Genomic DNA, 24,863 nt, shown 5'->3' on the forward strand with positions numbered 1-24,863 from the left:
GGTCCAGCCAGCCCAAGTCCTTGGGCTGAAAAGACTCCCCTCACGGCGCAGACGCGCCGTGGCTGGATGCCGGATCAGGTCCGGCATGACGGAAGAGAGACATTCATCTGCAGCTTCCCATTTATCTAGAGACGACCCCGGCGCAGACAGCCCACCCCCCTCACCACCGAATACTGTACCGCGCACTCACCCCCGGCCGGAAATGATCCGCATAACCCTGATCGAGCGTCCCCCGCACAGTCAGGTGATCGCCCAGTTTCTGCTCCACCGCCACGCCGCTGCTGAACTCGTTGAAACTGTTACGGCTCGCCCCCGTCAGCACAAAGGCCGTGCCGGTCTCGGAGCGGGAAAGGCGCAGCGACTGCGACACATCCACCCCGTTCCATTGCTGCGCCGTGCCGTCATAACGCACGGTGAAATTGCGGTTCGCCTCGATATCCAGCTCCGGCGTAACGATGCGCTTCTGCTGCGAGGTCACGGAAACGCTGCTCGACCCCGTCAGCGCATTGAAGATGACGCCGACATCGCGAGCGAGCGAGACGCCTGGCAACTGTTCGGCCAGCAGCGTGACATTACCCCACACCCGCACCGGCGCATCCACCACCTGCCCCGTTTTGGAAGCGCTCATGCCCATCTCCAGCCCTGCTCGAATGGGCGTATCGACCGGCAGTTTCGCGCCGATACGCGCCGTATAGGAACGGTCGGAATTCTTCACCGGCTTCCAGATCAGCCCGGCCTCATCGGCATGGGCCGCGGTACCAGCGGCGGTGAAAAGAGACAATAGAAGGGTAAAACCCGTTCGTGGCGACATATCTTGTCCCCTTGCAAATTAAGGGCGCACCGGGAGAACCCGGCAGGCACGGTAAAAGCTTAAGGCCAATGGTTTGGCAGCGATAAGGCCGCGCAAGAGCGGCACACAATGCCCGAACGACCGCATGCAGCGGCCGGGGCAAATCATGCTGCGCAGGGTGCCAGATGAACGGGAGATGAACAAGAGCAGATGCAGCAAAAAATCATGCTGCACTGCATTGTGATCGAAACGAAGGTAGTGAAGCCCGCGCGACCGCCCAGAACCCGGACGCCCCAAAACAAAAAGGCCGCAGCTTTCGCTACGGCCCCTTGTTCAATCAGCTTGCACTGAAGAAGATTATTCGGCGTCGCCTTCAGCGGCCTTCTTCTTGGCCGGAGCCTTCTTCTTCGGAGCGGCTTCTTCGCCTTCAGCGGCGTCGTCAGCCTTGGCAGCGGCCTTTTTCTTGGCCGGGGCCTTCTTCTTGGTTTCCGTTGCTTCTTCGGCGTCGTCAGCCAGAAGCTCTTCCTTGGAAACGGTCTTGTCCGTTACCGAGATTTCGGAGAGCAGCTTGTCGATGACCTTTTCTTCGAAGATCGGAGCGCGCAGCGAAGCGGAAGCGCCGGGGGTGTTGCGGAAGAAATCGAGGATTTCCTTCTGCTGGCCCGGGAACTGCTGCAGCTGCTGGAACAGCGCACGCTGCATTTCTTCTTCGGTCACTTCAACGCCGGCCTTTTCGCCGATTTCGGAGAGAACGAGGCCGAGACGGACGCGGCGTTCAGCCAGCTTGCGATATTCTTCGCGGGCTTCTTCTTCAGTTGTGTCTTCGTCAGCGAAGGTCTTGCCGGACTGAGCGAGATCGGTGTTGATCTGGCGCCAGATGTTGTCGAACTCGGCGTCGACGAGGCCAGCCGGCGTGTCGAACTTGTACATTTCGTCCAGCTGGTCGAGAATCTGACGCTTGACCTTCTGGCGGGTGATGTTGCCGTACTGGCTTTCGATCTGGCCCTTGACGATTTCCTTCAGCTTTTCAGCCGATTCGAGACCGAGCTTGGTGGCCAGTTCGTCGTTGATTTCAACAGCAGCGGCAGCAGCAACTTCCTTGACGGTGATGTCGAAGTTGGCTTCCTTGCCGGCAAGGTTCGCAGCCGGGTAGTCGGCCGGGAAGGTCACGGTGATGGTCTTTTCATCGCCAGCCTTGACGCCGACCAGCTGGTCTTCGAAGCCGGGGATGAAGCGGCCCGAACCGAGAACCAGTTCGGCATCTTCGGCCGCGCCGCCGTCGAAGGCAACGCCGTCAACCTTGCCGAGATAGTTCATGGTGACGCGGTCGCCATCGGCGGCCTTGCCCTTCTTGGGCTCGTAGGTGCGGGCGCTTTCGGCGATCTTGAGGATCTGCTCGTTGATTTCGTCTTCGGAGACTTCAACAACTTCGCGGGTAACCTTGATGCCGTCATTGGCCTTCAGTTCGATGGCCGGAATGATTTCGTAGGCAACGGTGAATTCGAAATCGGATTCAGCCGACAGGATCTTTTCGGCCTCCTGCTCGTCTTCGGTCATGGAGATGGCCGGCTGCGTCGCAGACTTTTCGCCGCGGCTGGAAAGGATTTCGGTCGGCTTTTCACGAACCAGCTCGTTGACGAGGTCGGCCATGATGGACTTGCCGTACATCTTCTTCAGGTGGCCCATCGGCACCTTGCCGGGACGGAAACCGTTGATGCGAACCTTGTCCTTGGCGTCAACCAGGCGCTCGTCCAGACGGGCCTTCATGTCGGCAGCCGGAATAACGACCTTGAGTTCGCGCTTCAGCCCTTCAGCGAGCGTTTCGATAACCTGCATTTTCCTAACCTTCACATCATGGCGGCGGTGCTCAGACAGCCGTTGGTTTACTTTCGAGCACTGCGCCGGAAACATCGTTGCCCGGCCGTGGCTTCCCTTATTTCTTTACACAAGCCCCTGCCGGACGCCGTTTAGCCTGCACCGGAAAAAAGACCAAAGGGGAGAAATGAACCCCGAAGCTCCCCGCATCTTATAAAGATGCACTCTGGCGCAAGCGTGGCGCAGCCATGCCTTGCTTGTGGTGCGGGTAGAGAGACTCGAACTCCCACGCCGAAGCGTTGGTACCTAAAACCAATGCGTCTACCAATTCCGCCATACCCGCACGTTGGGCGGCGGTATGTCACAATGTTCAGAAAGGGTCAAGCACGCCTTATCGCCGCCTCTCGTTTCCTCCGGACTTTTCTCACCCCCCGCGCCGGTGGCAGGAGCCAGCCACGCTCTCCGCTTAGTCGCCACCCGCGCCGGGGAACAGGGCGCAACAGCCGGACAGAGGCGATTCTGGGCGGAAACGGCAAGCCGCACCACATCCGCCTCCCATCGCCTTCCCGATCCACATCGCCCGGCGCATCGCATGCAGGCGGGCGGAGAAAACAGGCAATATTTATGCGGCTACATTGACATTATATATAGCGCGCGCCGCAGCCCTGTTAATGGATTGCCGGCCCCTGCTCCAGACCAGCAATTGATGGGCTTCCGCAACCTGCCCCGCCCCTTATTCGGTCATCCCTCACGCCTTCGCTCTGCCGAAGCCCCAGGCGACCACCAAAAGCGCACAAATTGGTCACAAATTATGCATGAATCGCCGCAATCGGCCTGTTTTACCGGCTTGCATTGCAATGCGTGCATAGGTGACATCTTGCTTTGTCTGTTTTTGTTTTGATTAAACCGATTATATTCATGGTCATACAGAGATCGAGTTCAGCCCCGGACCAAAGCCTCCCAAGACTGGCCGCAGAGACTGAACAGCACGAAGAGGAAGATGAAAATGAACATTGCACGCTCGCTCACCAACTGGCGCAAGTATCGTCAGACCGTAACCGAACTCGGCCGCATGACCGACCGCGAACTAAGTGACCTCGGCATTGGCCGTCAGGACATCCGCCGCGTCGCCAAGACCGCCGTCGGCTTCTGATTATACGCCCCGCCGCTCATTGCGGCGGATGCGAGACGACCTACCCAAAAAGGCCTGAGGCTCCCGCCTCCGGCCTTTTTTCGTTTTGGGCGGTTCTCCGGGTCGAAGCGGCATTGCCACAACCGCCCGCAGGGTCGGCAGATGAAAAATGCATCGATGGCCGACCATTTACGCAGCGCCCGGATAGCGTCCGAGCCCCTCCCGACGCGCATTTTCACACCGGAAAGCGCCTTTAGCGCCGCCAAAGGCTGCCAAACCCGTCAAAACCGCCTGAAACACAGGCATTTCCGCTCATATTTTGCTCAGATGATATTCAAAGCCGCAAATTTAGCCGACATAGTGCACAAATGCATGGCAGTAGCCTAAATTCTGCACTGCACAACATGGCTCAATGTCTATATATAAACCTCAACAGCCGAGAGCACAGAGAAACGCTGAGCCGGCAGACGAAATCAACAGAGATAGATTGAGGAAACGACCATGAACCCCATCCGCATCGCAAAGAACTGGATCTCCTACCGCCGCACGATCAACGAACTTGGCAGCCTTTCCAACCAGGCTCTGAGCGACATCGGCCTGACCCGTTACGACATCCGTAACGTAGCAGCCCGTTCGTTCCGCTAAGGCGTAAACGATCGTCCCGCTGCCCGACCTCCAGGGCGCGACGATTGAGCGACAGGTAAAAAAAGCGGCGCCTCTGGCGCCGTTTTTGATTCTGGCAGGATATACTTGAAATTCTCGCCAGTCGGCGATTGACGAACATCGGCCCGGCGAACCATGCCATGCGGCACCGCCCCCCTTTCTTGTCGGTGGCTGGTTCGCTACGCTCCTCTCCCGTCGTGCCGGACTTGATCCGGCATCCAGTCACGGCGCGTCTGCGCCGTGGGAAGAGTCCTTTCAGCCCAAAGACTTGGGCTGGCTGGATTCCGGCTCAAGGCAGGAATGACGGAGGAAGATGGTCCACTACTAAAATGCTGCCAACCATCACAACAAATTACACATCCAGGACGGAAACGAGATCGCTCGTTACATTCGGGCGGCTCGGGGGCATAAAGACCACATCCTCTCTCACATGCCTATCCTCAAAAACATTTGGCTGCCCCGGCCATGCATGCTAGTGCATCCGCAAACAATGCCGCGTCCTTCGGGACCCGTGCGGAACAATCACTCGAAAGACAGCCGCCGGACGGGAGCCTTTGCCCCGCGGAGGCACATGGACGCCAGCATGCAAGACAAGACCACTTCTCCCATTCACGTCGTGGGCGGCGGACTGGCCGGTTCGGAAGCCGCGTGGCAGATCGCGCAAAGCGGTGTGCCCGTCATCCTGCATGAAATGCGCGGCGTGCGCGGTACGGATGCGCATAAGGGCGATACGCTGGCGGAACTGGTCTGTTCCAACTCCTTCCGCTCCGACGATGCGACAGCCAATGCGGTCGGCGTCATCCATGCCGAAATGCGGCTTGCCGGTTCTCTGATCATGGCCTGCGCCGACAGGCACCAGGTGCCGGCCGGCGGAGCACTCGCCGTCGACCGCGACGGATTTTCCGAGGCCGTGACGAAAGAGCTGGAAAGTCACCCTTTGGTGACAATCATCCGCGAAGAGGTGAACGGCCTGCCGCCGAAGGAATGGGGCAGCTCGATCATCGCCACCGGCCCGCTGACCTCGCCGGATCTCGCAGCCGCCATCCAGGCCGAGACGGGTGAGGATGCGCTCGCCTTCTTCGACGCCATCGCTCCCATCGTCCACCGCGACAGCATCAATATGGATATCTGCTGGTACCAGTCGCGTTACGACAAGGTCGGCCCCGGCGGCACCGGCAAGGATTACATCAACTGCCCGCTGAACGAAGAGCAGTACAACGCCTTCATCGACGCGCTGATCGCCGGCGATACGGTGGGTTTCAAGGAATGGGAAGGCACGCCCTATTTCGATGGCTGCCTGCCTATCGAGATCATGGCCGAGCGCGGCCGCGAGACGTTGCGCCACGGCCCGATGAAGCCGATGGGACTGACCAACGCCCATAACCCCACGGTCAAGGCCTATGCCGTCGTGCAGCTGCGACAGGACAATGCGCTCGGTACGCTCTACAACATGGTCGGTTTCCAGACCAAGCTGAAATACGGTGTGCAGGCGGATGTATTTCGCATGATACCGGGCCTCGAAAATGCGGAATTCGCCCGCCTCGGCGGTCTGCACCGCAACACCTATATCGATTCCCCGATCCTGCTCAACCGCTCGCTGAAGCTGAAATCGCGGCCGGACCTGCGTTTCGCCGGCCAGATCACCGGCTGCGAAGGCTACGTGGAAAGCGCATCCGTCGGCCTTCTCGCCGGCCGCTTCGCCGCCGCCGAGCAAAAGGGTGAGAGCCCAAGCCTGCCGCCGGCCACCACCGCGCTCGGCTCGCTCCTCAACCACATCACCGGCGGCCACCTCTCTTCCGATGATGAGCCGGGCAAACGCTCCTTCCAGCCGATGAACATCAATTTCGGCCTGTTCCCGGAACTGGAGCCAGGCTCCATCGTCAAGCCGGAGGGCGTGAAGCGTTTTCGCGGCAAGGACAAGACGATCATGAAACGCCAGCTCATTGCAGCGCGGGCATTGCGGGATTGTGCGGCGTGGCTCGGCGAAAGCCAGGTCGCGACAGAGGCTGTCTGAGGCCGATCAGTTCGGTTTGAATGGCGAGCGCTTGAGGTTCCACTTTGCGAAATCCGATTTGCCGCTCTGGTAAGGATATCGCTGGGAAAAGAACGGGTTGACGGCCGCAACATATTCGAATTTGAGCGTGATATCGGCCACCGCAGCGATCAGAGGCCGATAGCTGTACCGCCCAGAGACAACAATGATAGCGTCCTGAGCGACGAAACCGTTGGCGATCACGGTTTTCTCCCAAGGCACATCTTCGGCAGATCCCAGAAAATTGTGGGCGGGAAATTGCAGCCGGGCGATCTTGTCCACCAGTTTGACGCTTCTCAGCGTCAGGTCGAGTTTGCCCGTCTGGAGAATGCCGCTGCCGGAAAGGACGACGAAACTCGGAACCCCCGTGCGCACCCGTTCCTCGAATTCGGGGAATCTTGCCGCCCAGCGCGCTGAATCGTCGACTATCGTCATGAACCGGTCATAGCTGAGCCAACCCCGCCCGACCTCAATGATCACTGCAAGCATAAGGACAAGCAGCGGCGCCAAAAGCCCCATTTCCAACGCCGCGGCGCCAGAACGGCAACGGCCGAAACCAGCAAGACGCAAAAACCATGTCGTTTTTTTCATTCCGTCACCCGCACGGCAGTGATCGCCAGGGAAATGTTGCGCAACTGATGAATGCCGCCCGTGTCCGGCACGAGGAAACGCGTCGTCGGCATCAAAAAATTCCAGTTGTAACCGATGGCCAGAATGTACTGCCCGGCGGTATCGGCGGGCGGGCGAAAATCGTTCACGATCGGTATGGGCACTTTGGCTTCGGCAATATCGTCGTCAGGAATCGGCAAAAGGGCGATCTTGAGAGTGATTTCGTCAGTCCCTCCAATGAAATTGGAGGCGATTGCCTTGCGCAACGCAATCTCGGTCGCCGGTTTACCGTCCGACGCCGCCTTGCGGAGATATTCGATACCCGCATTCGATGCGAACGAGAGATAAAGATAATAGAGCATCAGCAGGCCGATTTCGAGCGTCCCGAAAATCAGCGCAAAAAACAGCGGCAACAGCAGAGCCGTCTCAACCGCCGTTGCTGCCTTTCGGTCGCCGAGCAGCCGATAACATTTGGCATGCGCGACCCGGCATCTGCTCGGGCCACCACGGCTTTTATCCTGACGCGGGGAAAGTAAGGACTTCATCTCAGCCCTCTTCCATTCGATCCACGTAGATGAGCTGGAAACCGGTGATGATGCCACCAAAGCTGTCGCTCAGGCCGGTTGCCTCAATCGTCACCCGATAGATCGAGTAGGCCTTGACCCTGAAACTGTAATCCCTCGGCGTCCAGGCAATACTGTTTTTATCCTGGGTCAACTCCCACACCCGCTGCTGGGGTTTCAGGTCAGGAAGGAGCTGTTGGAGCGAGATCTTGATTCCGTTTGTTTTCTCCACGTCCTCGACGGCCCGGCGCCCATTATACCAAACCATGATCTTATATATTCCGGGATGAAGCTCGACATCCTTGTAGATCGAGCTATTGGCTTCGATATTTTTTTTCTTGCCGGGCGCAGGCGGCCCCCAGTCACTATCGAGCTCCATGACATAACGGGTTGGCAATGAGAGCTCGGTGCCCGGATTCTTGTCGATTTCGATTTTGTCGGTGGTCTTTGCCTTATCGACCTCCTTCAAAGTACAGGCTTTGTCGTTGGCGGTGGGGGCCTCGTTGAGTTTCTTGCTCTGCATTCCCGCCGGATAGCCCTGCCAGTTGTGATTGCGGCGGCAGCAGGGGCTGCTCCAATCCTGCAACTCGACGCCGGGGCCGGTCCCGCCATCCCATCCGATCTCCGAATAGGGATAGACACCCCAGCAACCGCCGGGGGTTTCCTTGGTGACGCCGTTTTTCAGAACCCGCTCGACGCCGAGAGCGTTGCTCTCGAACATATTGTCAATGATGACCGCATCATCCTCGGGATAGGGCGGGATGCCCTCGCAAGAGTATGCAAGGCGATATTTCAGCTTCTCGAGATTGAACATCTCCGAGAAAATCAGCCCGTAACTGAACTCGGCATTGATTTTTGTCTCAGTCCATTTCACTTGCACGTCGCGCGAGAGGACCTTCTGCTTCGTGGATTGAATCATCGCATCGAAGGCCGCGGTCACATTGTCGCGCCGGACAGTGTCAAGCAACGTGTAGGTACGTGTCGGCTTGGTGGCTCTTTCGCATGCCATGGCCATGACCCGCTTTGACTGGTTGTAATAGGCCAGCGCCCTGCCACCCTCAAAAAGCAGCCCCAGCAAAATGATAAAGACCGGCAGCAGCAGAGCGGTCATGATGGCGAAGGTACCCGCGCGGTCCCTGAGGAGCGATGAAAACATGCTCCATTTCCATGCCGCTTTTTTAATCCGCCTGCTCGTCATCAAAACACCGTTTCATGTCGCTCATCGCCATGGGAAAGGCGCGCTGTGAAAAGCGACAGGCCTTGCTTTCTGCGACGCTAAAAAATGTCCGGCTCACGCCGGTGGCTCGAAAATTGCTCGTTGGTCGCCGGCGGCGCCGCTTTTCGAGCAACTTCGCCTGACCCCTGAAATACAGGGGTCAATTAACACGCAAACCGTAAATCAAAACTCAATCGGAACCTAAAAATATGAAGCAAATTCATATGCTTAGTTTATTTATTAGTAAATTAGGTCTCGACAATAAAATCGTATGACCGCCTAACGGCAGTATGGGGTTTGCATTCACGGTTTCTTCCGAAAACACAAACTTGGGCTCGCCCCTTGTCCCTCAAGCCAAGCTCGGGCAAAACAGCCCTGTTCAATCACAAAACAATGCCAGGAGATAAGATATGGACGTTCGCGCCGCAGTTGCCATTCAGGCCGGAAAGCCGCTTGAGGTCATGACCGTTCAACTCGAAGGCCCGCGCGCCGGCGAAGTACTGGTTGAGGTCAAGGCGACCGGCATCTGCCATACAGACGATTTCACCCTGTCGGGCGCCGATCCGGAGGGCCTGTTCCCGGCCATTCTCGGCCATGAGGGCGCGGGCGTCGTCGTCGATGTCGGACCGGGCGTCACCTCGGTCAAGAAGGGCGACCATGTCATTCCGCTCTACACGCCGGAATGCCGCGAATGCTACTCCTGCACCTCGCGCAAGACCAATCTCTGCACCTCCATCCGCGCCACTCAGGGCCAGGGCGTGATGCCGGACGGCACGTCGCGCTTCTCCATCGGCAAGGACAAGATCCATCATTATATGGGCTGCTCGACCTTCTCGAACTATACGGTTCTGCCCGAGATTGCGCTCGCCAAGATCAATCCCGACGCACCTTTCGACAAGGTCTGCTACATCGGCTGCGGCGTGACGACCGGTATCGGCGCGGTCATCAACACCGCCAAGGTCGAGATCGGCTCCACGGCGATTGTCTTCGGCCTCGGCGGCATCGGCCTCAACGTGCTGCAGGGCCTGCGCCTTGCCGGCGCGGACATGATCATCGGCGTGGACATCAACCCCGACCGCAAGGCCTGGGGCGAGAAGTTCGGCATGACCCACTTCGTAAACCCGAAGGAAGTCGGCGACGATATCGTGCCGTACCTCGTCAACATGACGAAGCGCAATGGCGACCTGATCGGCGGCGCCGATTACACATTCGATTGCACCGGCAATACCAAAGTCATGCGCCAGGCGCTGGAAGCCTCGCATCGCGGCTGGGGCAAGTCGGTCATCATCGGCGTTGCCGGTGCCGGCCAGGAAATCTCCACGCGTCCGTTCCAGCTCGTCACCGGCCGCAACTGGATGGGCACCGCCTTCGGTGGCGCGCGCGGCCGCACGGATGTGCCGAAGATCGTCGACTGGTACATGGAAGGCAAGATCCAGATTGACCCGATGATCACCCACACCATGCCGCTCGAAGACATCAACAAGGGCTTCGACCTGATGCACAAGGGCGAAAGCATTCGCGGCGTCGTGGTTTATTGATTGGATAAGACAGAGGCGGACGCGCGTAACCGCGCGCGCCCGCCATTCATAGAAATGTGATCGCCTCCAACCCGCTGCAGCCATTGCGATTAACGGGACGGTAAATCTATCGTCGTAAGCCGATACTACGCGGCGGAGTTGAAAATCCCTCCCCGCCCAGAACGACGCCAGACCTGCGGAGAGCGACCCTGAAAATCGTACCGATCGACAACGGAAACCGCGTTGCCGCCGTCGCTCTTCTGGCGAAAGGCTTCCCGGAAAAAACCGAGGCCTTCTGGTCGCGCGGTTTGTCGCTCGTCAGCGAACATCACGAGCGGCGCGAACTCGGTCCGATCGGACAATTGCTGATGAAGGGCGACGATGCCGCAGGCGTTCTGCTGACGATCAAAAGCCGTCTGCCGCAGACCGGCAGGATCGTCGTCAACCTGTCCAGCTGGTATGTGGAGCCTTCCTGTCGCTGGTTCGCCCCGCGCATGTTGCAGATGGCATCCTCCAATGAGGACGAAATCTTCACCGATCTCACCCCCTCTCCCGAAGCCTGCAAGCTGAATGAGAGGCTGGGCTTTGCGACGGTAACCGATTGCACGCTTTTTTATCCGCTGCCCTTTGCAGCGATTCGCCCGGCAAGCGCACGGCTGCGCCCGCCAGGCGAGATAAAACCGGAAATACTCTCCGCCGAAATGCGCGACCTGCTGGAAGACCACGCCCGTCTCGGCTGCATCGTGGCCGTGATGGAGGCGGAGAACCGCCATTACCCACTGGTCTTCCTGAAAACCACGACCAAAGGATTGCCATCCGCGCGCCTCATCCATTGTGAAGACCGGCAGGTCGCGCAAAGGCACATATCCGCAATCGCCCGCCACCTTCTTGGCCATGGCCGGCTTGCGCTGACCATGGCGGCAATGGGCGCAGAGCGAAAGGCCGGCGGGCTTGCCGCACATAAATCTGCACCGATACAAGTAAAAGGCGCATGGAACCCACGATTTATTAACGAAGCATACTCAGAGTTGGTGTTATTGCCACCGTAGGTATTTTAGTGAGTCGTGCGCGACTTGACGGAATCTTGGCCTTTACAGAAAAAGCGCCGTTCCGGGCAGGTCATTGGGAAAGACGCGGGGAAATCGGAGAACGAGCATGCTTGCAGCGAAAAAGAGTGAAATCGACGTTGCCGATACCATCTATTCCTACCTCTCCTACCGTTTTCCCGCCTATGCCCCCTTTTCCGCCGATACGCAGCTTCTCGAAGGCGGCGTAATCGATTCGCTCGGCTTTCTGGAACTGATGATTTTCCTCGGCGAAAGTTTCGGCATCATTCTCGATGACGAACATTTCACGCCCGACAATCTCGGCACGCCGGCCGATCTCATCGCCTTCGTCCTCAGGGAACGGGGGATATGACACCCCATTTCCTGCTGCACCACCTGCTTACCGCCCGCGCGGCGAGCGACGATCAGGCCCTCGTCCACAGGGACCGATCGCTGAATTATCGCGAATTTGCCGCAGCGGCGGCCCGTTGCGCGGCGGCATTGCAGGAAGCCGGAGCGCAACGCGGAGACCGCGTCGTCATCTATCTGCCGCGCGGCATCGAGGAATGCTGGTCGATCTTTGGCGTGAGCATGGCGTCCGGCGTCTTCGTGCCGGTGAACGCATTGCTGAAGGCGCAGCAGATCCGCCATATCGTTAAGGATTGCGGCGCAAAAATCGTCATCAGCGACGCCGCGATGATGGATGAGCTGAAAGCGGCACTGGAAGACCTTCCCGACGTCACGGTGCTGCTGGCGGAAGAGATAGAGGCCCGCGCCGACACACCCGCCCGGCCTTCAACGGCAATCGGCGAAGACCTGGCCGCCATTCTTTATACCTCCGGCTCCACCGGCTCGCCGAAGGGCGTGATGCTGTCTCACCGCAATCTTCTGGCCGGCGCGCGCATCGTGCGTACCTATCTTGAGATTACGGCCAAGGACCGCATTCTCTCCCTCCTGCCCTTCAGCTTCGATTATGGCCTTAACCAGCTGCTGACGGCGGTTGAACAGGGTGCGGCCACGATCATCTCCACCTTTCGGCTGGGCGATGAGATCGTCCGTGATCTGCGCGACCATGCCATCACGGGTCTCGCCGGCGTGCCGACGATCTGGGCGATCCTGACGAAAGCGGCCCCGTCGCTCACAAAGACGCCTCTGCCGCATCTGCGTTACATCACCAATTCCGGCGGACGCGTGCCGCAGGAAACCGTAAAAGCGCTGCGCGAGAAGCTGCCGGATACGAAAATCTATCTGATGTATGGCCTCACGGAAGCCTTCCGCTCCACCTTCCTGCCGCCCGATGAAATCGACCGCCGCCCGACCTCCATCGGCAAGGCCATTCCCGAATGCGAAATCTTCATCGTCACCGCCGAGGGACAAAGGGCAAAGCCGGGTGAACCCGGCATTCTCGTCCATCGCGGCCCGACCGTCTCGCTGGGTTACTGGAACCGGCCGGAGGATACGGCAAAGGTGCTGCGCCCGCACCCCTTCATTCCGGCGGCGCTGGGCGGCGAGACCGTGTGTTATTCCGGCGATCTGGCGGTGGAGGACGAGGATGGTTTCTTCAGCTTCGTCGCCCGCAACGATGCCATGATCAAATCGTCGGGCTATCGCATCAGCCCGACCGAGGTTGAGGAAAGCCTGATGTCGACAGGCCTTTTCCAGCAGGTCGCCGTCATCGGCCTGCCGGACCCCTTTGCGGGCGAAAAGGTCCATGCCGTGGCGACTGCCGCCAACCAGAATATCGATGTAACGGCGGCTCTGAAGAAGGCCGCCGAAATGCTCGCCCCCTTCATGATCCCGCGCGCCATAGAACTGGTGGAACGGCTGCCGGTCACGGCCAATGGCAAGGTGGATTACCGCGCGCTGGTGCGCGAACGGACGGACAATGGCGCCAACGGATAAGCCCCAGAGCCACGGCCCGGCTTTTGCAGCCGCGTTATTCGACACAAGCGAGAACGATCTGATGATCGGCGGACTTCCGGTGCGCGATATTGTCGCCGGGACCGGAACGCCTTGCTTCCTCTATGACGCCGCCGCCATGCGCCGCGCCTATCGCGATCTCGAAACCGCGCTCGGCGGTTTTGCCGATATCTATTATTCGGTGAAGGCCAACCCCCTGCCCGCCATCATCTCGCTTTTCCGGCAGGAAGGTGCGGGTGCGGAAATCGCGTCCGTCGGTGAATACCGCGCCGCGATCAAGGCCGGTGTCGCAACGCAAAACATCATCTTCGCCGGCCCCGGCAAAGGCATGGCCGAGCTGCGCGAAGTGATCGAGGGCGGCATCGGCGAAATCCACATCGAAAGCGCCGAGGAAATCACCCGCATCGAGGCAATCGGCAAGCCGGTTAGGGCTTCGATCCGCATCAATCCGGTGCCGGATGCACAGGCCGGCGCGATGCGCATGGGCGGCAAGGCCACGGCCTTCGGTTTCGATGAGGAAGAGCTGGAAAATGTCCTGCCGCTCTTCAAGGACGCCCGATATATCGATCTCGTCGGCGTTCATATTTACGGCGGCACGCAGATCCTCGATGCCGACATGCTTGTCTCCCAGTGGAGACACGGCATTTCCCTTGCCGCGCGCTTGGCCGAGATGCTCGGTAAGCCGCTCGAAACCATCGATCTCGGCGGCGGTCTCGGCATTCCCTATTTCGCAGGCGAAACGCCGCTCGATCTTGAAAAAGTCAGCGCCGCCATACCCGACCTCAAGGCGCTTCTGAAGGCGCATGAACTGATAACCGACGCCCATGTCATCGTCGAACCCGGCCGTTTCCTCGCCGGTCCCGGCGGCATCTATGTGGCGGAGGTGAATTCGGTAAAGACCTCGCGCGGCACTACCTTCGTGGTGACGGATGGCGGCATGCATCATCACCTCGCCGCCTCCGGCAATCTCGGCCAGATCGTCAAGCGCAACTATCCCATCGTCGCACCGGCCATGATGCTGGCGGCGCATGAGGAAACGGCAACCATCGTCGGCCCGCTCTGCACGCCGCTCGATACGCTCGCCCGTAATGCGGCGCTGCCGAAGCTCAAGGCCGGCGATCTCCTCGCCATCCTGCAATCGGGCGCCTATGGCGCCAGTGCCAGCCCAGCGGGCTTTCTGAGCCATGCGGCGGCAAAGGAAGTGCTGGTGGAGAATGGGGTGTTTGAGGTGATCGGGCGCTGAGGACGTTTGGTAGCGAAAACCGTAGCCGGCTTTCCTAAGGGCACACATTTGGCTGCCTACCTCGGAGCTTCCTCCAACCTCCCTCATTCCTGTGCTTGTCACAGGAATCCAGTCGACGCACGTCCGTGCGGCGGGAGGAGTCTTTTCAGCCCAAGGACTTGGGCGGGCTGGATTCCTGTGACAAGCACAGGAATGAGGGAGGCGACTAAGCTCGAAGCAACCTGTCCCCCACCGCGAATTTCGATTTCAGCAGACACTCGTCATACTCCGCTTCGGCAACGGAATCGAACACGATACCGCCGCCGACATTGAAGACGGCGCGGCCGTCATCAAACAGGCTGAGCGTGCGGATCGCCACGGAGAACCGCATCTCACCACTTGGAGACATGAAGCCGATTGCGCCGCAATAGGCGTCGCGCGGCGTCGCTTCCAACTCGCGCAGGATTTTCATCGCCCACATTTTCGGTGCGCCGGTAACGGAGCCACAGGGGAACAGGGCGGCGAAGATATCTTCCACCGTCACGTCAGGCAGAAGTTTCGCCCGCACATGGCTCACCATCTGGTGCACGGTCGGATAGGTCTCGATATCGAACAGCCGCGGCACATCAAGGCTGCCGACTTCTGTAATGCGGGAAATATCGTTGCGCAGCAGATCGACGATCATACGGTTTTCGGCGAGCGTCTTTTCGTCCGCCAGCATCGCCGCGATAATCGCCCGGTCTTCTGCCACATCGGCTCCGCGCGGCGTCGTTCCCTTCATCGGATGGGTTTCGATGAAACCTTGCCCGTCAACCGAGAAGAACAGTTCCGGTGAGCGTGACAGGATGACCGGGCCGCCGAGATCGACCAGCGCGCCATATTTCACCGGCTGCCGCTCGATCAGCGACCAGAAGGCCGGCAGCGGATCGCCGCTCCAGCGGGCATGAACGGGCATGGTCAGATTGCCCTGGTAACAGTCGCCGCGACGCAGATGCCCGTGCAGCCGCGCGAAACGCTGGCAATAGTCTTGAAGGCTCCATGCCGGCACGGGACCGGACAGAAACGCATCCGCATCCGGCAGATTTGCCGGGCGCGCGAACCGCCCCTCATCCGGCTGCGGACCGGAAAAGACGCCGAAATTGAGAAACGGCACGTTGCGAGGCTCGTCCGCAAAAGGCGCAAGCTTCGGCTCGAACAGGAAGCCCGCTTCATAGGACATATAGCCGGCGAGGTATTTCCCGGCCCGGCGCAGCTCTTCCATGCGCTTCAGCGCAGCAAAAAACGACGCCGGTTCATCCGCGACGATGATCTCTTCCGGCTCGGTGAAGGCTGTCACCGTGCCGGTCGTATCATCCCGGAAAAGAACGTAAGGCGCGTGTGCCAAGGAAAGCGTCCGAAACAGGAGAAAAATTCGGGAAGCGTCAGATGGGGTCTATATCGCCCCGCGCCCACATTTCGATGGTTTCCGCATAGAAATCGGCGAAACGGCCTTCCTCGATCGACTTGCGGATACCCTGCATCAGCTCCTGATAATAGGCAAGATTGTGCCAGGAGAGCAGCATGCCGCCCAACGCCTCGTTGGATCGGGTGAGATGATGCAGATAGGCGCGGGAATAATCGCGCGAGGCCGGGCAATTGGACTGCTCGTCGAGCGGGCGCATATCTTCCGCATGGCGGGCATTGCGGATATTGACGCGGCCACGACGGGTAAAGGCCAGCCCGTGGCGGCCAGAGCGGGTCGGCATCACGCAATCGAACATGTCGATGCCGCGCGCCACCGATTTCAGAATATCGTCAGGCGTACCGACACCCATCAGATAACGCGGCTTTTCGGTAGGCAGCACCGGCAGGGTAATATCGAGCATGCCCAGCATCACATCCTGCGGCTCGCCGACGGCAAGGCCGCCGACGGCATAACCCTTGAGATCGAGCTCTCTCAGCCCTTCGGCCGAACGAATGCGCAGGTCCGGCTGGTCGCCGCCCTGCACGATGCCGAACATGGCCTTGCCGGGCTGCTCGCCAAAGGCGACGCGGCAGCGCTCGGCCCAGCGCAGCGACATTTCCATGGCGCGCTCGATTTCCTTGCGTTCGGCCGGCAGCGCGATGCATTCATCGAGCTGCATCTGGATATCCGAATCGAGCATGCCCTGGATTTCGATGGAGCGTTCCGGCGACATATGATGCAGCGAACCGTCCACATGGCTCTTGAAGGTCACGCCCTGCTCGTCCAGCTTGCGCAGACCGGAAAGCGACATCACCTGAAAACCGCCGCTGTCGGTAAGGATCGGATGCGGCCAGCGGATCAACTCATGCAGGCCGCCAAGGCGGGCAACTCGCTCCGGACCCGGCCGCAGCATCAGGTGATAGGTATTGCCGAGAATGATATCGGCCCCAAGCTCCCGCACCTGATCGAGATACATGGCCTTGACGGTGCCGACGGTGCCGACCGGCATGAAGGCGGGCGTGCGGATGATACCGCGCGGCATGGCGACTTCGCCGAGGCGTGCGCCGCCGCTCGTGGCTTTCAGGGTGAAGGTGAATTTGTCGTGCATCAGTTTTTCCGGAACAACAGGCTGGAATCGCCATAAGAATAGAAGCGGTATCCGGTTTCGATGGCGTGCCTGTAAGCGTCACGCATCGTTTCGAGACCGCAGAAAGCCGAAACGAGCATGAACAGCGTCGATTTCGGCAGGTGGAAATTGGTCATCAGAATATCGACCGCGCGGAAGCGGTATCCCGGCGTGATGAAGATGCCGGTGGCGTCGGACCATGGGTGGATAACGCCATTCTCATCGGCCGCACTTTCGATCAGGCGCAGCGATGTCGTGCCGACACAGACGATGCGCCCGCCGCGTGCCTTTACGGCATTCAGCCGGTCGGCGGTTTCCTGCGACACATGGCCGATCTCGAAATGCATCTTGTGATCGTCGGTATCGTCGGACTTCACCGGAAGGAAAGTGCCTGCCCCAACGTGAAGCGTCACGAAATGCCGCTCGATGCCCACCTTATCAAGAGCTTCGAACAGGTCGGGCGTGAAATGCAGCCCGGCGGTGGGGGCGGCAACGGCTCCCTTTTCGCGGGCATAGATGGTCTGGTAGTCGGTCTGGTCCTGCGCATCCTCCGGCCGCTTGGCGGCGATATAGGGCGGCAGGGGAATATGGCCGACGGAGGCTATGGCCTCATCCAGCACCGGGCCGGAGACGTCGAACAGCAGCGTGATCTCGCCCTCCTCGCCCTTCTCCTCGACGGTGGCTTCCAGATGCGCAAGGCCGCAGGCATTGTCGCGCTCGTAACCGAAACGGATGCGGTCGCCCTGCTTGATGCGCTTGCCGGGACGCGCGAAGGCTTTCCAGCGGGATTGATCGGCGCGCATGTGCAGCGTGGCCGAAACCGCCGTCTCCGGCGCGCCTTCGCGCAGCCGCACACCTTCCAGCTGGGCGGGAATGACGCGGGTATCGTTGAACACCAGCGCATCGCCAGGCTTCAGGAAGGACGGCAGATCGAAGACGCGATGGTCTTCCATGCGGTTCTCATTCGGGTCGACCACCAGCAGGCGCGCGCTGTCGCGCGGGTTCGCCGGGCGCAGGGCGATATTCTCCTCGGGCAGATCGAAATCGAACAGGTCTACACGCATTGCAAGGGCTCTCGAAAATATCAAAACCCGCCCTCAATGGGGCGGGTGGTGGGTAGTGACAAGGCTTCGTCTAACGAGACGTCATCCTCGGGCTTGTCCCGAGGATCTAACCACGTAGCCGTCGGGGATCGTTAGATCCTCGGGACAAGCCCGAGGATGACGGCTGAGAGGTTGGCACCCTTGTCATCAATGTGAAACGCCCCGCAGTTTCCTGCGGAGCGGGTAAACACTTTATACGCTATCCTCACGCCGCAGAAGCGAGCTTGATGGAAACGATCGAATCGGGGTCCTTCACCGGCTCGCCGCGCTTGATCTTGTCGATGGCTTCCATGCCTTCGATGACCTGGCCCCAGACGGTGTACTGCTTGTTGAGCCACGGAGAATCCGTGAAGCAGATGAAGAACTGCGAGTTGGCGGAGTTCGGGTTCTGCGAACGGGCCATGGAGCAGGTGCCGCGCACGTGCGGAATGGCGGAGAACTCGGCCTTCAGGTCCGGCTTGTCGGAGCCACCCATGCCGGCGCGTGCCGGGTTGAAGCTTTCCGAACCCTTCTTGCCGAACTTCACGTCGCCCGTCTGGGCCATGAAGTCTTCGATGACGCGGTGGAAGACGACGCCATCGTAAGCGCCTTCCGAGACGAGTTCCTTGATGCGGGCAACGTGACCAGGCGCAACTTCCGGAAGCAGCTGGATCACGACCTTGCCGGTCGTCGTTTCCATGATGATGGTGTTCTCCGGATCCTTGATCTCGGCCATGACTATTCTCCTCTGTTCGGGCTCTATTGCCCTACCTTACTTCTTGCCGACGGTGACCTTGATCATCCGGTCGGGGTTGGAAACTTCGCCGTTGCTGCCCTGCCCGCGCTTGATCTTGTCGACGGCTTCCATGCCGGACACGACCTTGCCAACCACGGTATATTGGCCGTTCAGGAACGGGCCGTCGGCAAACATGATGAAGAACTGCGAATTGGCGGAATTCGGATCCTGTGAGCGGGCCATGCCGACCACGCCGCGCGTGAACGGAACCTTGGAGAATTCGGCCGGAATATCCGGCAGGTCGGAACCGCCCGTACCCGCACGCTGGGCGCTGAAGCCCTTCTCCATATTGCCATACTGCACGTCGCCGGTCTGAGCCATGAAGCCATCGATGACGCGATGGAAGGCCACATTGTCATAAGCGCCCTTCTTGGCCAGCGCCTCGATCTGCGCCACGTGCTTGGGCGCGACATCCGGCATCAGTTCGATGACAACGGGACCGTCCTTCAGCTGCACGGTCAGGAGTTCGGCGGCGGAAGCGAAGGTGCTGGCGGCGAGCGCGCCTGCAAACATGGCGCCGGCAAAGGCAAATCGAACGAGTTTCATCGGATTGGCTCCAGAATGTGAGGCTGAAGTTAGCGCTTCAGCTTGGCGTTGAGGGCTTCAAGCACGGCTTTCGGCACGAAGGCGTCGACATTGCCGCCCATGGCGGCGATCTGCCGGACCAATGTGGCTGTAATGGGTCGCGACGAGGTGCCGGCGGGCAGGAATACGGTCTGGATATCGGGCGCCATCTGGCGGTTCATCCCGGCCATCTGCATTTCATAATCGAGATCGGTGCCGTCGCGCAGGCCGCGCAGCAGAAGGCGCGCGCCGTGCTGGCGGGCGGCATCGACGACGAGATTATCGAAAGAGACGACTTCCACGCGCTCCGCTTCGCCCGGCAGATGTTCGGCAAGCGCTCGCTTTATCAGCCCTGCCCGCTCCTCGAAGCTGAACAGCGGCGCTTTTCCGGGATGAATGCCGACCGCAACGATGACTTTCGACGCCACGTTCAGCGCCTGAATAAGCACATCCAGATGTCCGTTGGTCATCGGATCGAAGGATCCTGGATAAAAGGCAATCGTCATATCGCTCTCAGATGGTGGGCGCGTCTCGACGCTTCAGCATATGTGCCGCCTTTTGTCATGGAGAGGCACGCGGCGCAAGACTTTATAACCACCCCTCACAAGCGCGGCTGCGGCGTGAACCCGCGATGAATGGGCCGTTCAGTGCGGTTTCACAGCTATTTTGTTTAAATGCACGACATCGGGAAACCGAAACGGCCCTCACTCGTTAAGCATCCGGAGAATTGAAAATGCTGGCCTTCATGATCGTCCTTTCGATCATCGCTTCATTCGCTGCCGAGTATATTTTTCTCGAATGACGGCCTTAGCCAGTTTCCTGAACGCCAGATGAACGAACCATTCAAGGAAGTTTCACAGGCGCGATGCTAATCGATTTTTACGGTTGACGCGGAACATGTTTGGACATGGCGCGTTAAGAAAGAACCAAAGGAACGGACAGATGTTTGTAAGAGAAAAACAGTCTACTTCGGCGAAAATCAGCGTCATCAGCACCGCCTGGACAGTACTGGTTATCGCAATGGTAGCGACGACGTTTAGCCTTTATGAACAGAAGCCTGAAAAACTGGGCCCGGACTATCCGCAGCTGACCTCCCGTTATCAGTATATGAATTACTACTGATAACGGAGAGAATTTTCTCGAAACTCCCGGAGACGATATCATGTTCACATTTCTGACAATGCTTCTTGCCCTGATCAGCGTTATGTTCGTGACATCGATGATCTCCGTGGTCGCCGAAATGCGACGTGAAGACGAGGAATTCAAGGCGATGATCCGGCGCGACCGCGCCTTCTGAGCGCGACGGGCCGGGCAGACGGCCGCTTAAAAGTGATTCTTTTCAACCGCCTGGACCTTCCGGGCGGTTTTATTTTGCGCTTCGCGGGGGTAAGGCGGCGAAGACGATGGCGGAAAATCCCGCCTCCAATCACACAAGCGTTTTCAAAACCCCGTTTTTCCAAGGGAAATTCCCTTCAATTTCCGTTTGGATTGATTTAAGGAACGCCGATACGTTGCGGGCCGGACAGCCGGCGACCGCAATGACGTTCCTGTGAGGTTTGCATAACGATGCTCGATTCCCTGAGAAATGCTTCTCGAACCATGGCAGCCAAGCTGCTGCTTCTCCTGCTTGTTGTCTCTTTTGGCATCTGGGGCGTTTCCGCATCGCTTGTCACCGCCAATTCCCACGCCGTCATGACGGTGGGCGACCAGACGGTCAGCCCGGAGGAATTCCGCCTCGCCTATCAGCGCCAGATTTCCGATCTCAGCCGCCAGTTCGGCACAAGGCTGACGACCGAGCAGGCCAAGGCCTTCGGCATCGACCGCCAGGTGTTCAGCCAGCTTGCGGCCGGTGCAGCGCTTGACGAGCTGGCCTCGAAGATGAATCTCGGCCTTTCGGAAAACCGCCTCGCCAATCTCATCGCCGAAGACCCGGCCTTCAAGGCGGTCAACGGCCAGTTCGACCGCAATCTCTTCAGCGAGCGCCTGCGCAATTCCGGTTTCCGCGAGGATGACTATATCAAGGAACGCAGTAAGGTCGCCGTCCGCAGCCAGATCGTCGAAGCCGTTTCCGACGGTTTTGCCGCGCCGCAGGTGCTGGTGGATGCGCTGAAGCAATATCGCAACGAGCAGCGCGCCGTCGATTACGTCATTCTTTCGAACGCCGTCATTCCGCCGGTCAAGGCGCCGGGCGACGACGTGCTTGCCCCCTGGTTCGAAACCAACAAGACGAAATATCGTGCGCCCGAGTTTCGCAAGTTCACCTATGTGAAGCTTGAGCCGTCCGATATCGCCGATCAGGCCGCCGTCACCGACGCCCAGATCGCCGATTATTATAACAGCCACAAGGACAGCTTCCGCACCGCCGGCCGCCGCACGGTGGAGCAGCTGACCTTCCCCGAAAAGGAAATGGCAGAGGCCGCCGCCGAGCAGATCCGCCTCGGCAACACCACCTATGACCAGGTGGTGAAGGATCAGGGCAAGACCGCTTCCGACGTCACGCTCGGCGAATTCACCAGGGATACCATCCCCGACCAGTCGATTGCCGACGCCACTTTCGCCATCCAGAAGGACGGTGGCGTATCGCCGGTGGTCCAGGGTTCCTTCGGCCCGGTTCTCCTGCGCGTCACCGGCATCAAGCCGGAAACGACCCGCACGCTGGAAGAGGCGAAGGAAGATATCCGCAAGGACCTCGCCACCGCCGCCGCTGCGGAAGAAATCACCAATGTTCATGACCGTTACGAGGATCTGCGCGCCGGCGGTTCTTCGCTCGCCGATGCGGCAACGCAGCTGAACCTGAAACCCGTCACCATCGCCGCCATCGACGCTTCCGGCCTCGATGAAAAGGGCGATGCGGTTCAGGGCCTGCCCTCCCCGCAGCTCGCGCAGGAGGTCTTCAAGACCGAACCCGGCACGGAAGCGCTGCCGATCAATCTCGGCCGTGAAGGCTACATCTGGTTCGATGTCGACCAGATCATCGCCGCCCGCGACCGCACGCTTGCCGAAGTTCGCGACGATGTTGTGGCCGACTGGACGGCGGAGCAGCAGCGCAACGCGCTTGCCGCCAAGGCCGAGGAACTGAAGGCGCGTGTCGAAAAGGGCGACACGCTGGAAGCCGTGGCCGGTGAGCTGAGCCTTGCCGTCGAACAGAAATCCGGCCTGCGCCGCAACAGCGAAGACGCCATTTTCGGCCAGCAGACCATCGCGGCGGTCTTCTCCGGCGCGGAGGGCAAGGTGGGCACGGCGGCCGATGCCGACGGTTCCAGCCGTATCCTCTTCAAGGTCACCTCGGTCGACACCAATGCGCCTGCCGACGCGCTCGCCAATGACGACCAGCAGTTCGCCGCCATTGCCCGCGCGGCCGGCGACGACATGCTGGACCAGATGGTCAACCGCCTGCAGAATGACTATGGTGTCACCATCAATCAGGCCCTCGCCGATCAGGCGATGGTCGGCTTCTAACCCGGGGGGCGACAAGATGGCCGAACTGAAGCCGCTGATCGCCAAGGTCGCCAATGGAGAAAGCCTGAACCGCGAGGATGCGCGTACGGCTTTCGACATTCTGATGTCGGGCGAAGCCACGCCGTCGCAGATCGGCGGTTTCCTGATGGCGCTGCGCGTGCGCGGGGAAACGGTGGACGAAATCGTCGGCGCCGTCTCCTCCATGCGTTCCCGCATGCTGCCGGTTTCGGCCCCCGCCAATGCCATCGATATCGTCGGCACCGGCGGTGACGGCATCGGCACCTATAATATCTCGACGCTCGCCTCGATCATCGTCGCCGGCACGGGCCTGCCGGTCGCCAAACACGGCAACCGGGCGCTGAGTTCCAAATCCGGCACGGCGGATGCGCTCTCTGCACTCGGCGTGAAGCTCGATATCGGTCCGGAACTCATCGCCCGCTGCATCAGCGAGGGAGGTCTCGGTTTCATGTTCGCGCAGCTTCACCATTCTGCCATGCGCCATGTCGGTCCAAGCCGCGTCGAACTCGGCACGCGCACCATCTTCAACCTGCTCGGCCCCCTCTCCAACCCGGCCGGCGCCAAACGGCAACTGCTCGGCGTCTTTTCGCCGCGCTGGCTGGTGCCGCTTGCCGAAGTGCTGCGCGATCTGGGTTCGGAAAGCATCTGGGTCGTGCATGGCGACGGCATGGACGAGGTGACGACCACGGGCGTTACCCACGTCGCGGCACTGGAAAATGGCAAGATCCGCACCTTCGACCTGACGCCGAAGGATTTCGGTGTCGAGCCCGCTTCCATGGAAGATCTGAAGGGCGGAGACGGCATTGCCAATGCGGCGGCGCTGCGCGAGGTTCTGTCCGGCAAGCGCAACGCCTATCGTGACGTGTCGCTGTGCAATGCGGCCGCAGCGCTGGTTATCGCCGGCAAGGCGGAGACACTGTCTCAGGCGATGGCGATCGTCAGCGAGGCGCTGGACAGCGGCAAGGCCGCTGCCGCGCTCGACCGTCTGGTTGCCGTATCCAACGAGGTTCAGGAATGAGAGCGAGATCATGAGCGACATTCTGAAAAAGATCGAGATTTACAAGCGCGAGGAAATCGCCGCCGCCAAGGCGAAGGTTTCGCTGGCCGACCTGAAGGCCATGGCCGCCGACCAGAGCGCGCCGCGCGGTTTCTACAGGGCGCTCCGGGCAAAGCAGGCCGAAGGCAAGTTCGGCCTGATCGCCGAAATCAAGAAGGCCAGCCCCTCCAAGGGCCTCATCCGCCCGGATTTCGATCCGCCGGCGCTGGCCGCCGCCTATGAAGCCGGTGGCGCCGCCTGTCTTTCGGTGCTGACGGATAGCCCAAGCTTTCAGGGCGCCCCGGAATTCCTGACCGCCGCCCGCAATGCCTGCGCCCTGCCGGCGCTGCGCAAGGATTTCATGTTCGAGACCTATCAGGTGCATGAGGCCCGCGCCTGGGGCGCGGACTGCATCCTCCTCATCATGGCCTCGCTGTCCGACGACGAGGCGAAACGCCTTGAGGACGAGGCTTTCGCGCTCGGCATGGATGTGCTGGTGGAAGTGCACGATGAGGAAGAAACGGAACGGGCGCTGAAGCTCGCCTCGCCGCTTCTCGGCATCAACAACCGCAACCTGCGCACCTTCGAAGTCAGCCTCGAAACCAGCGAGAAGCTCGCAGGCCTCGTGCCCGCGGAAAAGCTGCTGGTCGGCGAAAGCGGCATCTTCACCTTCGAGGATTGTAAGCGCCTCGAAAAAAGCGGCATCAGCACCTTCCTCGTCGGCGAAAGCCTGATGCGCAAGGACGATGTGACAGCGGCCACCAAAGCGCTGCTGACCGGCCAATCCGGCATTCTGGCAGCGGAATAATGCAT

At 59.9% G+C, this 24,863-nt stretch carries 24 protein-coding genes and 1 tRNA gene; 13 read left to right on the plus strand and 12 right to left on the minus strand.

Annotated elements, in window-relative coordinates; translation table 11 throughout:
• Positions 1–160 precede the first annotated feature (160 nt).
• The 3 genes from RAC79_RS10360 to RAC79_RS10370 all read right to left on the minus strand — a co-directional run bounded on the left by RAC79_RS10360 (position 161) and on the right by RAC79_RS10370 (position 2,948).
• Positions 161–811 (minus strand): hypothetical protein, encoded by a 651-nt coding sequence (locus RAC79_RS10360; RefSeq protein ID WP_142845161.1) that lies wholly within the window; start codon positions 809–811, stop codon positions 161–163.
• A gap of 336 nt (positions 812–1,147) precedes the next feature.
• Positions 1,148–2,626, minus strand: a complete 1,479-nt coding sequence (tig, locus tag RAC79_RS10365) for a trigger factor (RefSeq protein ID WP_078053057.1) — start codon at positions 2,624–2,626, stop codon at positions 1,148–1,150.
• Between the two features lie 239 nt (positions 2,627–2,865).
• Positions 2,866–2,948: transfer RNA gene (locus RAC79_RS10370), tRNA-Leu, on the minus strand.
• A gap of 663 nt (positions 2,949–3,611) precedes the next feature.
• On the opposite strand from RAC79_RS10370, the gene RAC79_RS10375 reads away from it, so the two are divergent.
• The 3 genes from RAC79_RS10375 to trmFO all read left to right on the plus strand — a co-directional run bounded on the left by RAC79_RS10375 (position 3,612) and on the right by trmFO (position 6,414).
• Positions 3,612–3,758, plus strand: coding sequence for a DUF1127 domain-containing protein (locus tag RAC79_RS10375; protein WP_004433052.1), 147 nt, complete (start codon positions 3,612–3,614; stop codon positions 3,756–3,758).
• Between the two features lie 480 nt (positions 3,759–4,238).
• The gene (locus RAC79_RS10380) at positions 4,239–4,382 is read left to right on the plus strand and encodes a DUF1127 domain-containing protein (RefSeq protein WP_003495735.1); all 144 of its coding nucleotides are present in this window, start codon (positions 4,239–4,241) and stop codon (positions 4,380–4,382) included.
• A gap of 589 nt (positions 4,383–4,971) precedes the next feature.
• Complete coding sequence (gene trmFO / locus RAC79_RS10385) at positions 4,972–6,414, plus strand: methylenetetrahydrofolate--tRNA-(uracil(54)-C(5))-methyltransferase (FADH(2)-oxidizing) TrmFO (RefSeq protein WP_174039206.1); 1,443 nt, start codon at positions 4,972–4,974, stop codon at positions 6,412–6,414.
• 6 nt (positions 6,415–6,420) lie between these two features.
• On the opposite strand, the gene RAC79_RS10390 is transcribed toward trmFO, so the two are convergent.
• From RAC79_RS10390 to RAC79_RS10400, 3 genes are read right to left on the minus strand one after another with little or no spacing between them, the layout of a single operon-like run.
• Positions 6,421–7,023, minus strand: a complete 603-nt coding sequence (locus tag RAC79_RS10390; RefSeq protein WP_125146650.1) for a TadE/TadG family type IV pilus assembly protein — start codon at positions 7,021–7,023, stop codon at positions 6,421–6,423.
• Complete coding sequence (locus RAC79_RS10395) at positions 7,020–7,586, minus strand: TadE/TadG family type IV pilus assembly protein (RefSeq protein ID WP_174039207.1); 567 nt, start codon at positions 7,584–7,586, stop codon at positions 7,020–7,022. Before RAC79_RS10395 ends, RAC79_RS10390 begins: the two co-directional genes overlap by 4 nt.
• 1 nt (position 7,587) lies before the next feature.
• Positions 7,588–8,760, minus strand: coding sequence for a TadE/TadG family type IV pilus assembly protein (locus RAC79_RS10400; protein WP_236780862.1), 1,173 nt, complete (start codon positions 8,758–8,760; stop codon positions 7,588–7,590).
• Positions 8,761–9,230: 470 nt separating this feature from the next.
• Between RAC79_RS10400 and RAC79_RS10405 the strand changes: the two genes are divergently transcribed.
• The 5 genes from RAC79_RS10405 (at position 9,231) to RAC79_RS10425 (ending at position 14,546) form a co-directional block, all read left to right on the plus strand.
• Positions 9,231–10,358 (plus strand): S-(hydroxymethyl)glutathione dehydrogenase/class III alcohol dehydrogenase, encoded by a 1,128-nt coding sequence (locus tag RAC79_RS10405; RefSeq protein WP_003525152.1) that lies wholly within the window; start codon positions 9,231–9,233, stop codon positions 10,356–10,358.
• A gap of 287 nt (positions 10,359–10,645) precedes the next feature.
• On the plus strand, positions 10,646–11,386 hold the full coding sequence (locus RAC79_RS10410) for a hypothetical protein (RefSeq protein WP_174039209.1): 741 nt from the start codon (positions 10,646–10,648) through the stop codon (positions 11,384–11,386).
• A 106-nt stretch (positions 11,387–11,492) separates the two neighbouring features.
• Positions 11,493–11,756, plus strand: a complete 264-nt coding sequence (locus RAC79_RS10415) for an acyl carrier protein (protein WP_174039210.1) — start codon at positions 11,493–11,495, stop codon at positions 11,754–11,756.
• Positions 11,753–13,285, plus strand: a complete 1,533-nt coding sequence (locus tag RAC79_RS10420; RefSeq protein ID WP_174039211.1) for an AMP-binding protein — start codon at positions 11,753–11,755, stop codon at positions 13,283–13,285. Before RAC79_RS10415 ends, RAC79_RS10420 begins: the two co-directional genes overlap by 4 nt.
• Positions 13,269–14,546: a type III PLP-dependent enzyme gene (locus RAC79_RS10425; RefSeq protein WP_161987882.1), complete on the plus strand. Its 1,278-nt coding sequence runs from the start codon at positions 13,269–13,271 to the stop codon at positions 14,544–14,546. The genes RAC79_RS10420 and RAC79_RS10425 overlap by 17 nt, the downstream gene beginning before the upstream one ends.
• A gap of 205 nt (positions 14,547–14,751) precedes the next feature.
• Here RAC79_RS10425 and RAC79_RS10430 read toward each other — a convergent pair whose 3' ends face one another.
• The 6 genes from RAC79_RS10430 to coaD all read right to left on the minus strand — a co-directional run bounded on the left by RAC79_RS10430 (position 14,752) and on the right by coaD (position 20,043).
• Complete coding sequence (locus RAC79_RS10430) at positions 14,752–15,909, minus strand: aminodeoxychorismate synthase component I (protein ID WP_142845156.1); 1,158 nt, start codon at positions 15,907–15,909, stop codon at positions 14,752–14,754.
• Positions 15,910–15,946: 37 nt separating this feature from the next.
• On the minus strand, positions 15,947–17,077 hold the full coding sequence (gene tgt / locus RAC79_RS10435) for a tRNA guanosine(34) transglycosylase Tgt (protein WP_142845155.1): 1,131 nt from the start codon (positions 17,075–17,077) through the stop codon (positions 15,947–15,949).
• Positions 17,077–18,159 (minus strand): tRNA preQ1(34) S-adenosylmethionine ribosyltransferase-isomerase QueA, encoded by a 1,083-nt coding sequence (gene queA, locus RAC79_RS10440; RefSeq protein WP_174039212.1) that lies wholly within the window; start codon positions 18,157–18,159, stop codon positions 17,077–17,079. The genes tgt and queA overlap by 1 nt, the downstream gene beginning before the upstream one ends.
• A 244-nt stretch (positions 18,160–18,403) precedes the next feature.
• Positions 18,404–18,913 (minus strand): peptidylprolyl isomerase, encoded by a 510-nt coding sequence (locus RAC79_RS10445; RefSeq protein ID WP_065655977.1) that lies wholly within the window; start codon positions 18,911–18,913, stop codon positions 18,404–18,406.
• Between the two features lie 36 nt (positions 18,914–18,949).
• Positions 18,950–19,519: a peptidylprolyl isomerase gene (locus tag RAC79_RS10450; protein ID WP_004442095.1), complete on the minus strand. Its 570-nt coding sequence runs from the start codon at positions 19,517–19,519 to the stop codon at positions 18,950–18,952.
• A 29-nt stretch (positions 19,520–19,548) separates the two neighbouring features.
• Positions 19,549–20,043, minus strand: coding sequence for a pantetheine-phosphate adenylyltransferase (gene coaD, locus RAC79_RS10455; RefSeq protein ID WP_174039213.1), 495 nt, complete (start codon positions 20,041–20,043; stop codon positions 19,549–19,551).
• Positions 20,044–20,479: 436 nt separating this feature from the next.
• Here coaD and RAC79_RS10460 point away from each other — a divergent pair, with 436 nt between their 5' ends.
• The 5 genes from RAC79_RS10460 (at position 20,480) to trpC (ending at position 24,858) form a co-directional block, all read left to right on the plus strand.
• Positions 20,480–20,659, plus strand: coding sequence for a hypothetical protein (locus tag RAC79_RS10460; protein ID WP_174039214.1), 180 nt, complete (start codon positions 20,480–20,482; stop codon positions 20,657–20,659).
• A gap of 40 nt (positions 20,660–20,699) precedes the next feature.
• Positions 20,700–20,834: a hypothetical protein gene (locus RAC79_RS10465; protein WP_256387174.1), complete on the plus strand. Its 135-nt coding sequence runs from the start codon at positions 20,700–20,702 to the stop codon at positions 20,832–20,834.
• Positions 20,835–21,103: 269 nt separating this feature from the next.
• The gene (locus RAC79_RS10470; RefSeq protein WP_081307891.1) at positions 21,104–22,996 is read left to right on the plus strand and encodes a peptidylprolyl isomerase; all 1,893 of its coding nucleotides are present in this window, start codon (positions 21,104–21,106) and stop codon (positions 22,994–22,996) included.
• 16 nt (positions 22,997–23,012) lie between these two features.
• Positions 23,013–24,032, plus strand: a complete 1,020-nt coding sequence (trpD, locus tag RAC79_RS10475) for an anthranilate phosphoribosyltransferase (RefSeq protein ID WP_174039215.1) — start codon at positions 23,013–23,015, stop codon at positions 24,030–24,032.
• Between the two features lie 10 nt (positions 24,033–24,042).
• Positions 24,043–24,858 (plus strand): indole-3-glycerol phosphate synthase TrpC, encoded by an 816-nt coding sequence (trpC, locus tag RAC79_RS10480; protein ID WP_065655980.1) that lies wholly within the window; start codon positions 24,043–24,045, stop codon positions 24,856–24,858.
• Positions 24,859–24,863: the final 5 nt, after the last annotated feature.

Source organism: Agrobacterium sp. LR_9 (assembly GCF_041954855.1).
Classification (GTDB): domain Bacteria; phylum Pseudomonadota; class Alphaproteobacteria; order Rhizobiales; family Rhizobiaceae; genus Agrobacterium; species Agrobacterium leguminum.

Excerpts from the sequence above, each read along its gene's own strand:
- queA (WP_174039212.1), bottom strand. The coding sequence starts at position 18,159 with ATGCGTGTAGACCTGTTCGATTTCGATCTGCCCGAGGAGAATATCGCC.
- RAC79_RS10395 (WP_174039207.1), bottom strand. The coding sequence starts at position 7,586 with ATGAAGTCCTTACTTTCCCCGCGTCAGGATAAAAGCCGTGGTGGCCCG.
- RAC79_RS10380 (WP_003495735.1), top strand. The coding sequence starts at position 4,239 with ATGAACCCCATCCGCATCGCAAAGAACTGGATCTCCTACCGCCGCACG.
- RAC79_RS10465 (WP_256387174.1), top strand. The coding sequence starts at position 20,700 with ATGTTCACATTTCTGACAATGCTTCTTGCCCTGATCAGCGTTATGTTC.
- trpD (WP_174039215.1), top strand. The coding sequence starts at position 23,013 with ATGGCCGAACTGAAGCCGCTGATCGCCAAGGTCGCCAATGGAGAAAGC.
- RAC79_RS10405 (WP_003525152.1), top strand. The coding sequence starts at position 9,231 with ATGGACGTTCGCGCCGCAGTTGCCATTCAGGCCGGAAAGCCGCTTGAG.
- trpC (WP_065655980.1), top strand. The coding sequence starts at position 24,043 with ATGAGCGACATTCTGAAAAAGATCGAGATTTACAAGCGCGAGGAAATC.
- RAC79_RS10425 (WP_161987882.1), top strand. The coding sequence starts at position 13,269 with ATGGCGCCAACGGATAAGCCCCAGAGCCACGGCCCGGCTTTTGCAGCC.
- tig (WP_078053057.1), bottom strand. The coding sequence starts at position 2,626 with ATGCAGGTTATCGAAACGCTCGCTGAAGGGCTGAAGCGCGAACTCAAG.
- trmFO (WP_174039206.1), top strand. The coding sequence starts at position 4,972 with ATGGACGCCAGCATGCAAGACAAGACCACTTCTCCCATTCACGTCGTG.
- RAC79_RS10375 (WP_004433052.1), top strand. The coding sequence starts at position 3,612 with ATGAACATTGCACGCTCGCTCACCAACTGGCGCAAGTATCGTCAGACC.
- RAC79_RS10460 (WP_174039214.1), top strand. The coding sequence starts at position 20,480 with ATGTTTGTAAGAGAAAAACAGTCTACTTCGGCGAAAATCAGCGTCATC.
- RAC79_RS10390 (WP_125146650.1), bottom strand. The coding sequence starts at position 7,023 with ATGAAAAAAACGACATGGTTTTTGCGTCTTGCTGGTTTCGGCCGTTGC.
- RAC79_RS10360 (WP_142845161.1), bottom strand. The coding sequence starts at position 811 with ATGTCGCCACGAACGGGTTTTACCCTTCTATTGTCTCTTTTCACCGCC.
- RAC79_RS10420 (WP_174039211.1), top strand. The coding sequence starts at position 11,753 with ATGACACCCCATTTCCTGCTGCACCACCTGCTTACCGCCCGCGCGGCG.
- RAC79_RS10415 (WP_174039210.1), top strand. The coding sequence starts at position 11,493 with ATGCTTGCAGCGAAAAAGAGTGAAATCGACGTTGCCGATACCATCTAT.
- RAC79_RS10400 (WP_236780862.1), bottom strand. The coding sequence starts at position 8,760 with ATGTTTTCATCGCTCCTCAGGGACCGCGCGGGTACCTTCGCCATCATG.
- coaD (WP_174039213.1), bottom strand. The coding sequence starts at position 20,043 with ATGACGATTGCCTTTTATCCAGGATCCTTCGATCCGATGACCAACGGA.
- RAC79_RS10445 (WP_065655977.1), bottom strand. The coding sequence starts at position 18,913 with ATGGCCGAGATCAAGGATCCGGAGAACACCATCATCATGGAAACGACG.
- RAC79_RS10470 (WP_081307891.1), top strand. The coding sequence starts at position 21,104 with ATGCTCGATTCCCTGAGAAATGCTTCTCGAACCATGGCAGCCAAGCTG.
- tgt (WP_142845155.1), bottom strand. The coding sequence starts at position 17,077 with ATGCACGACAAATTCACCTTCACCCTGAAAGCCACGAGCGGCGGCGCA.
- RAC79_RS10450 (WP_004442095.1), bottom strand. The coding sequence starts at position 19,519 with ATGAAACTCGTTCGATTTGCCTTTGCCGGCGCCATGTTTGCAGGCGCG.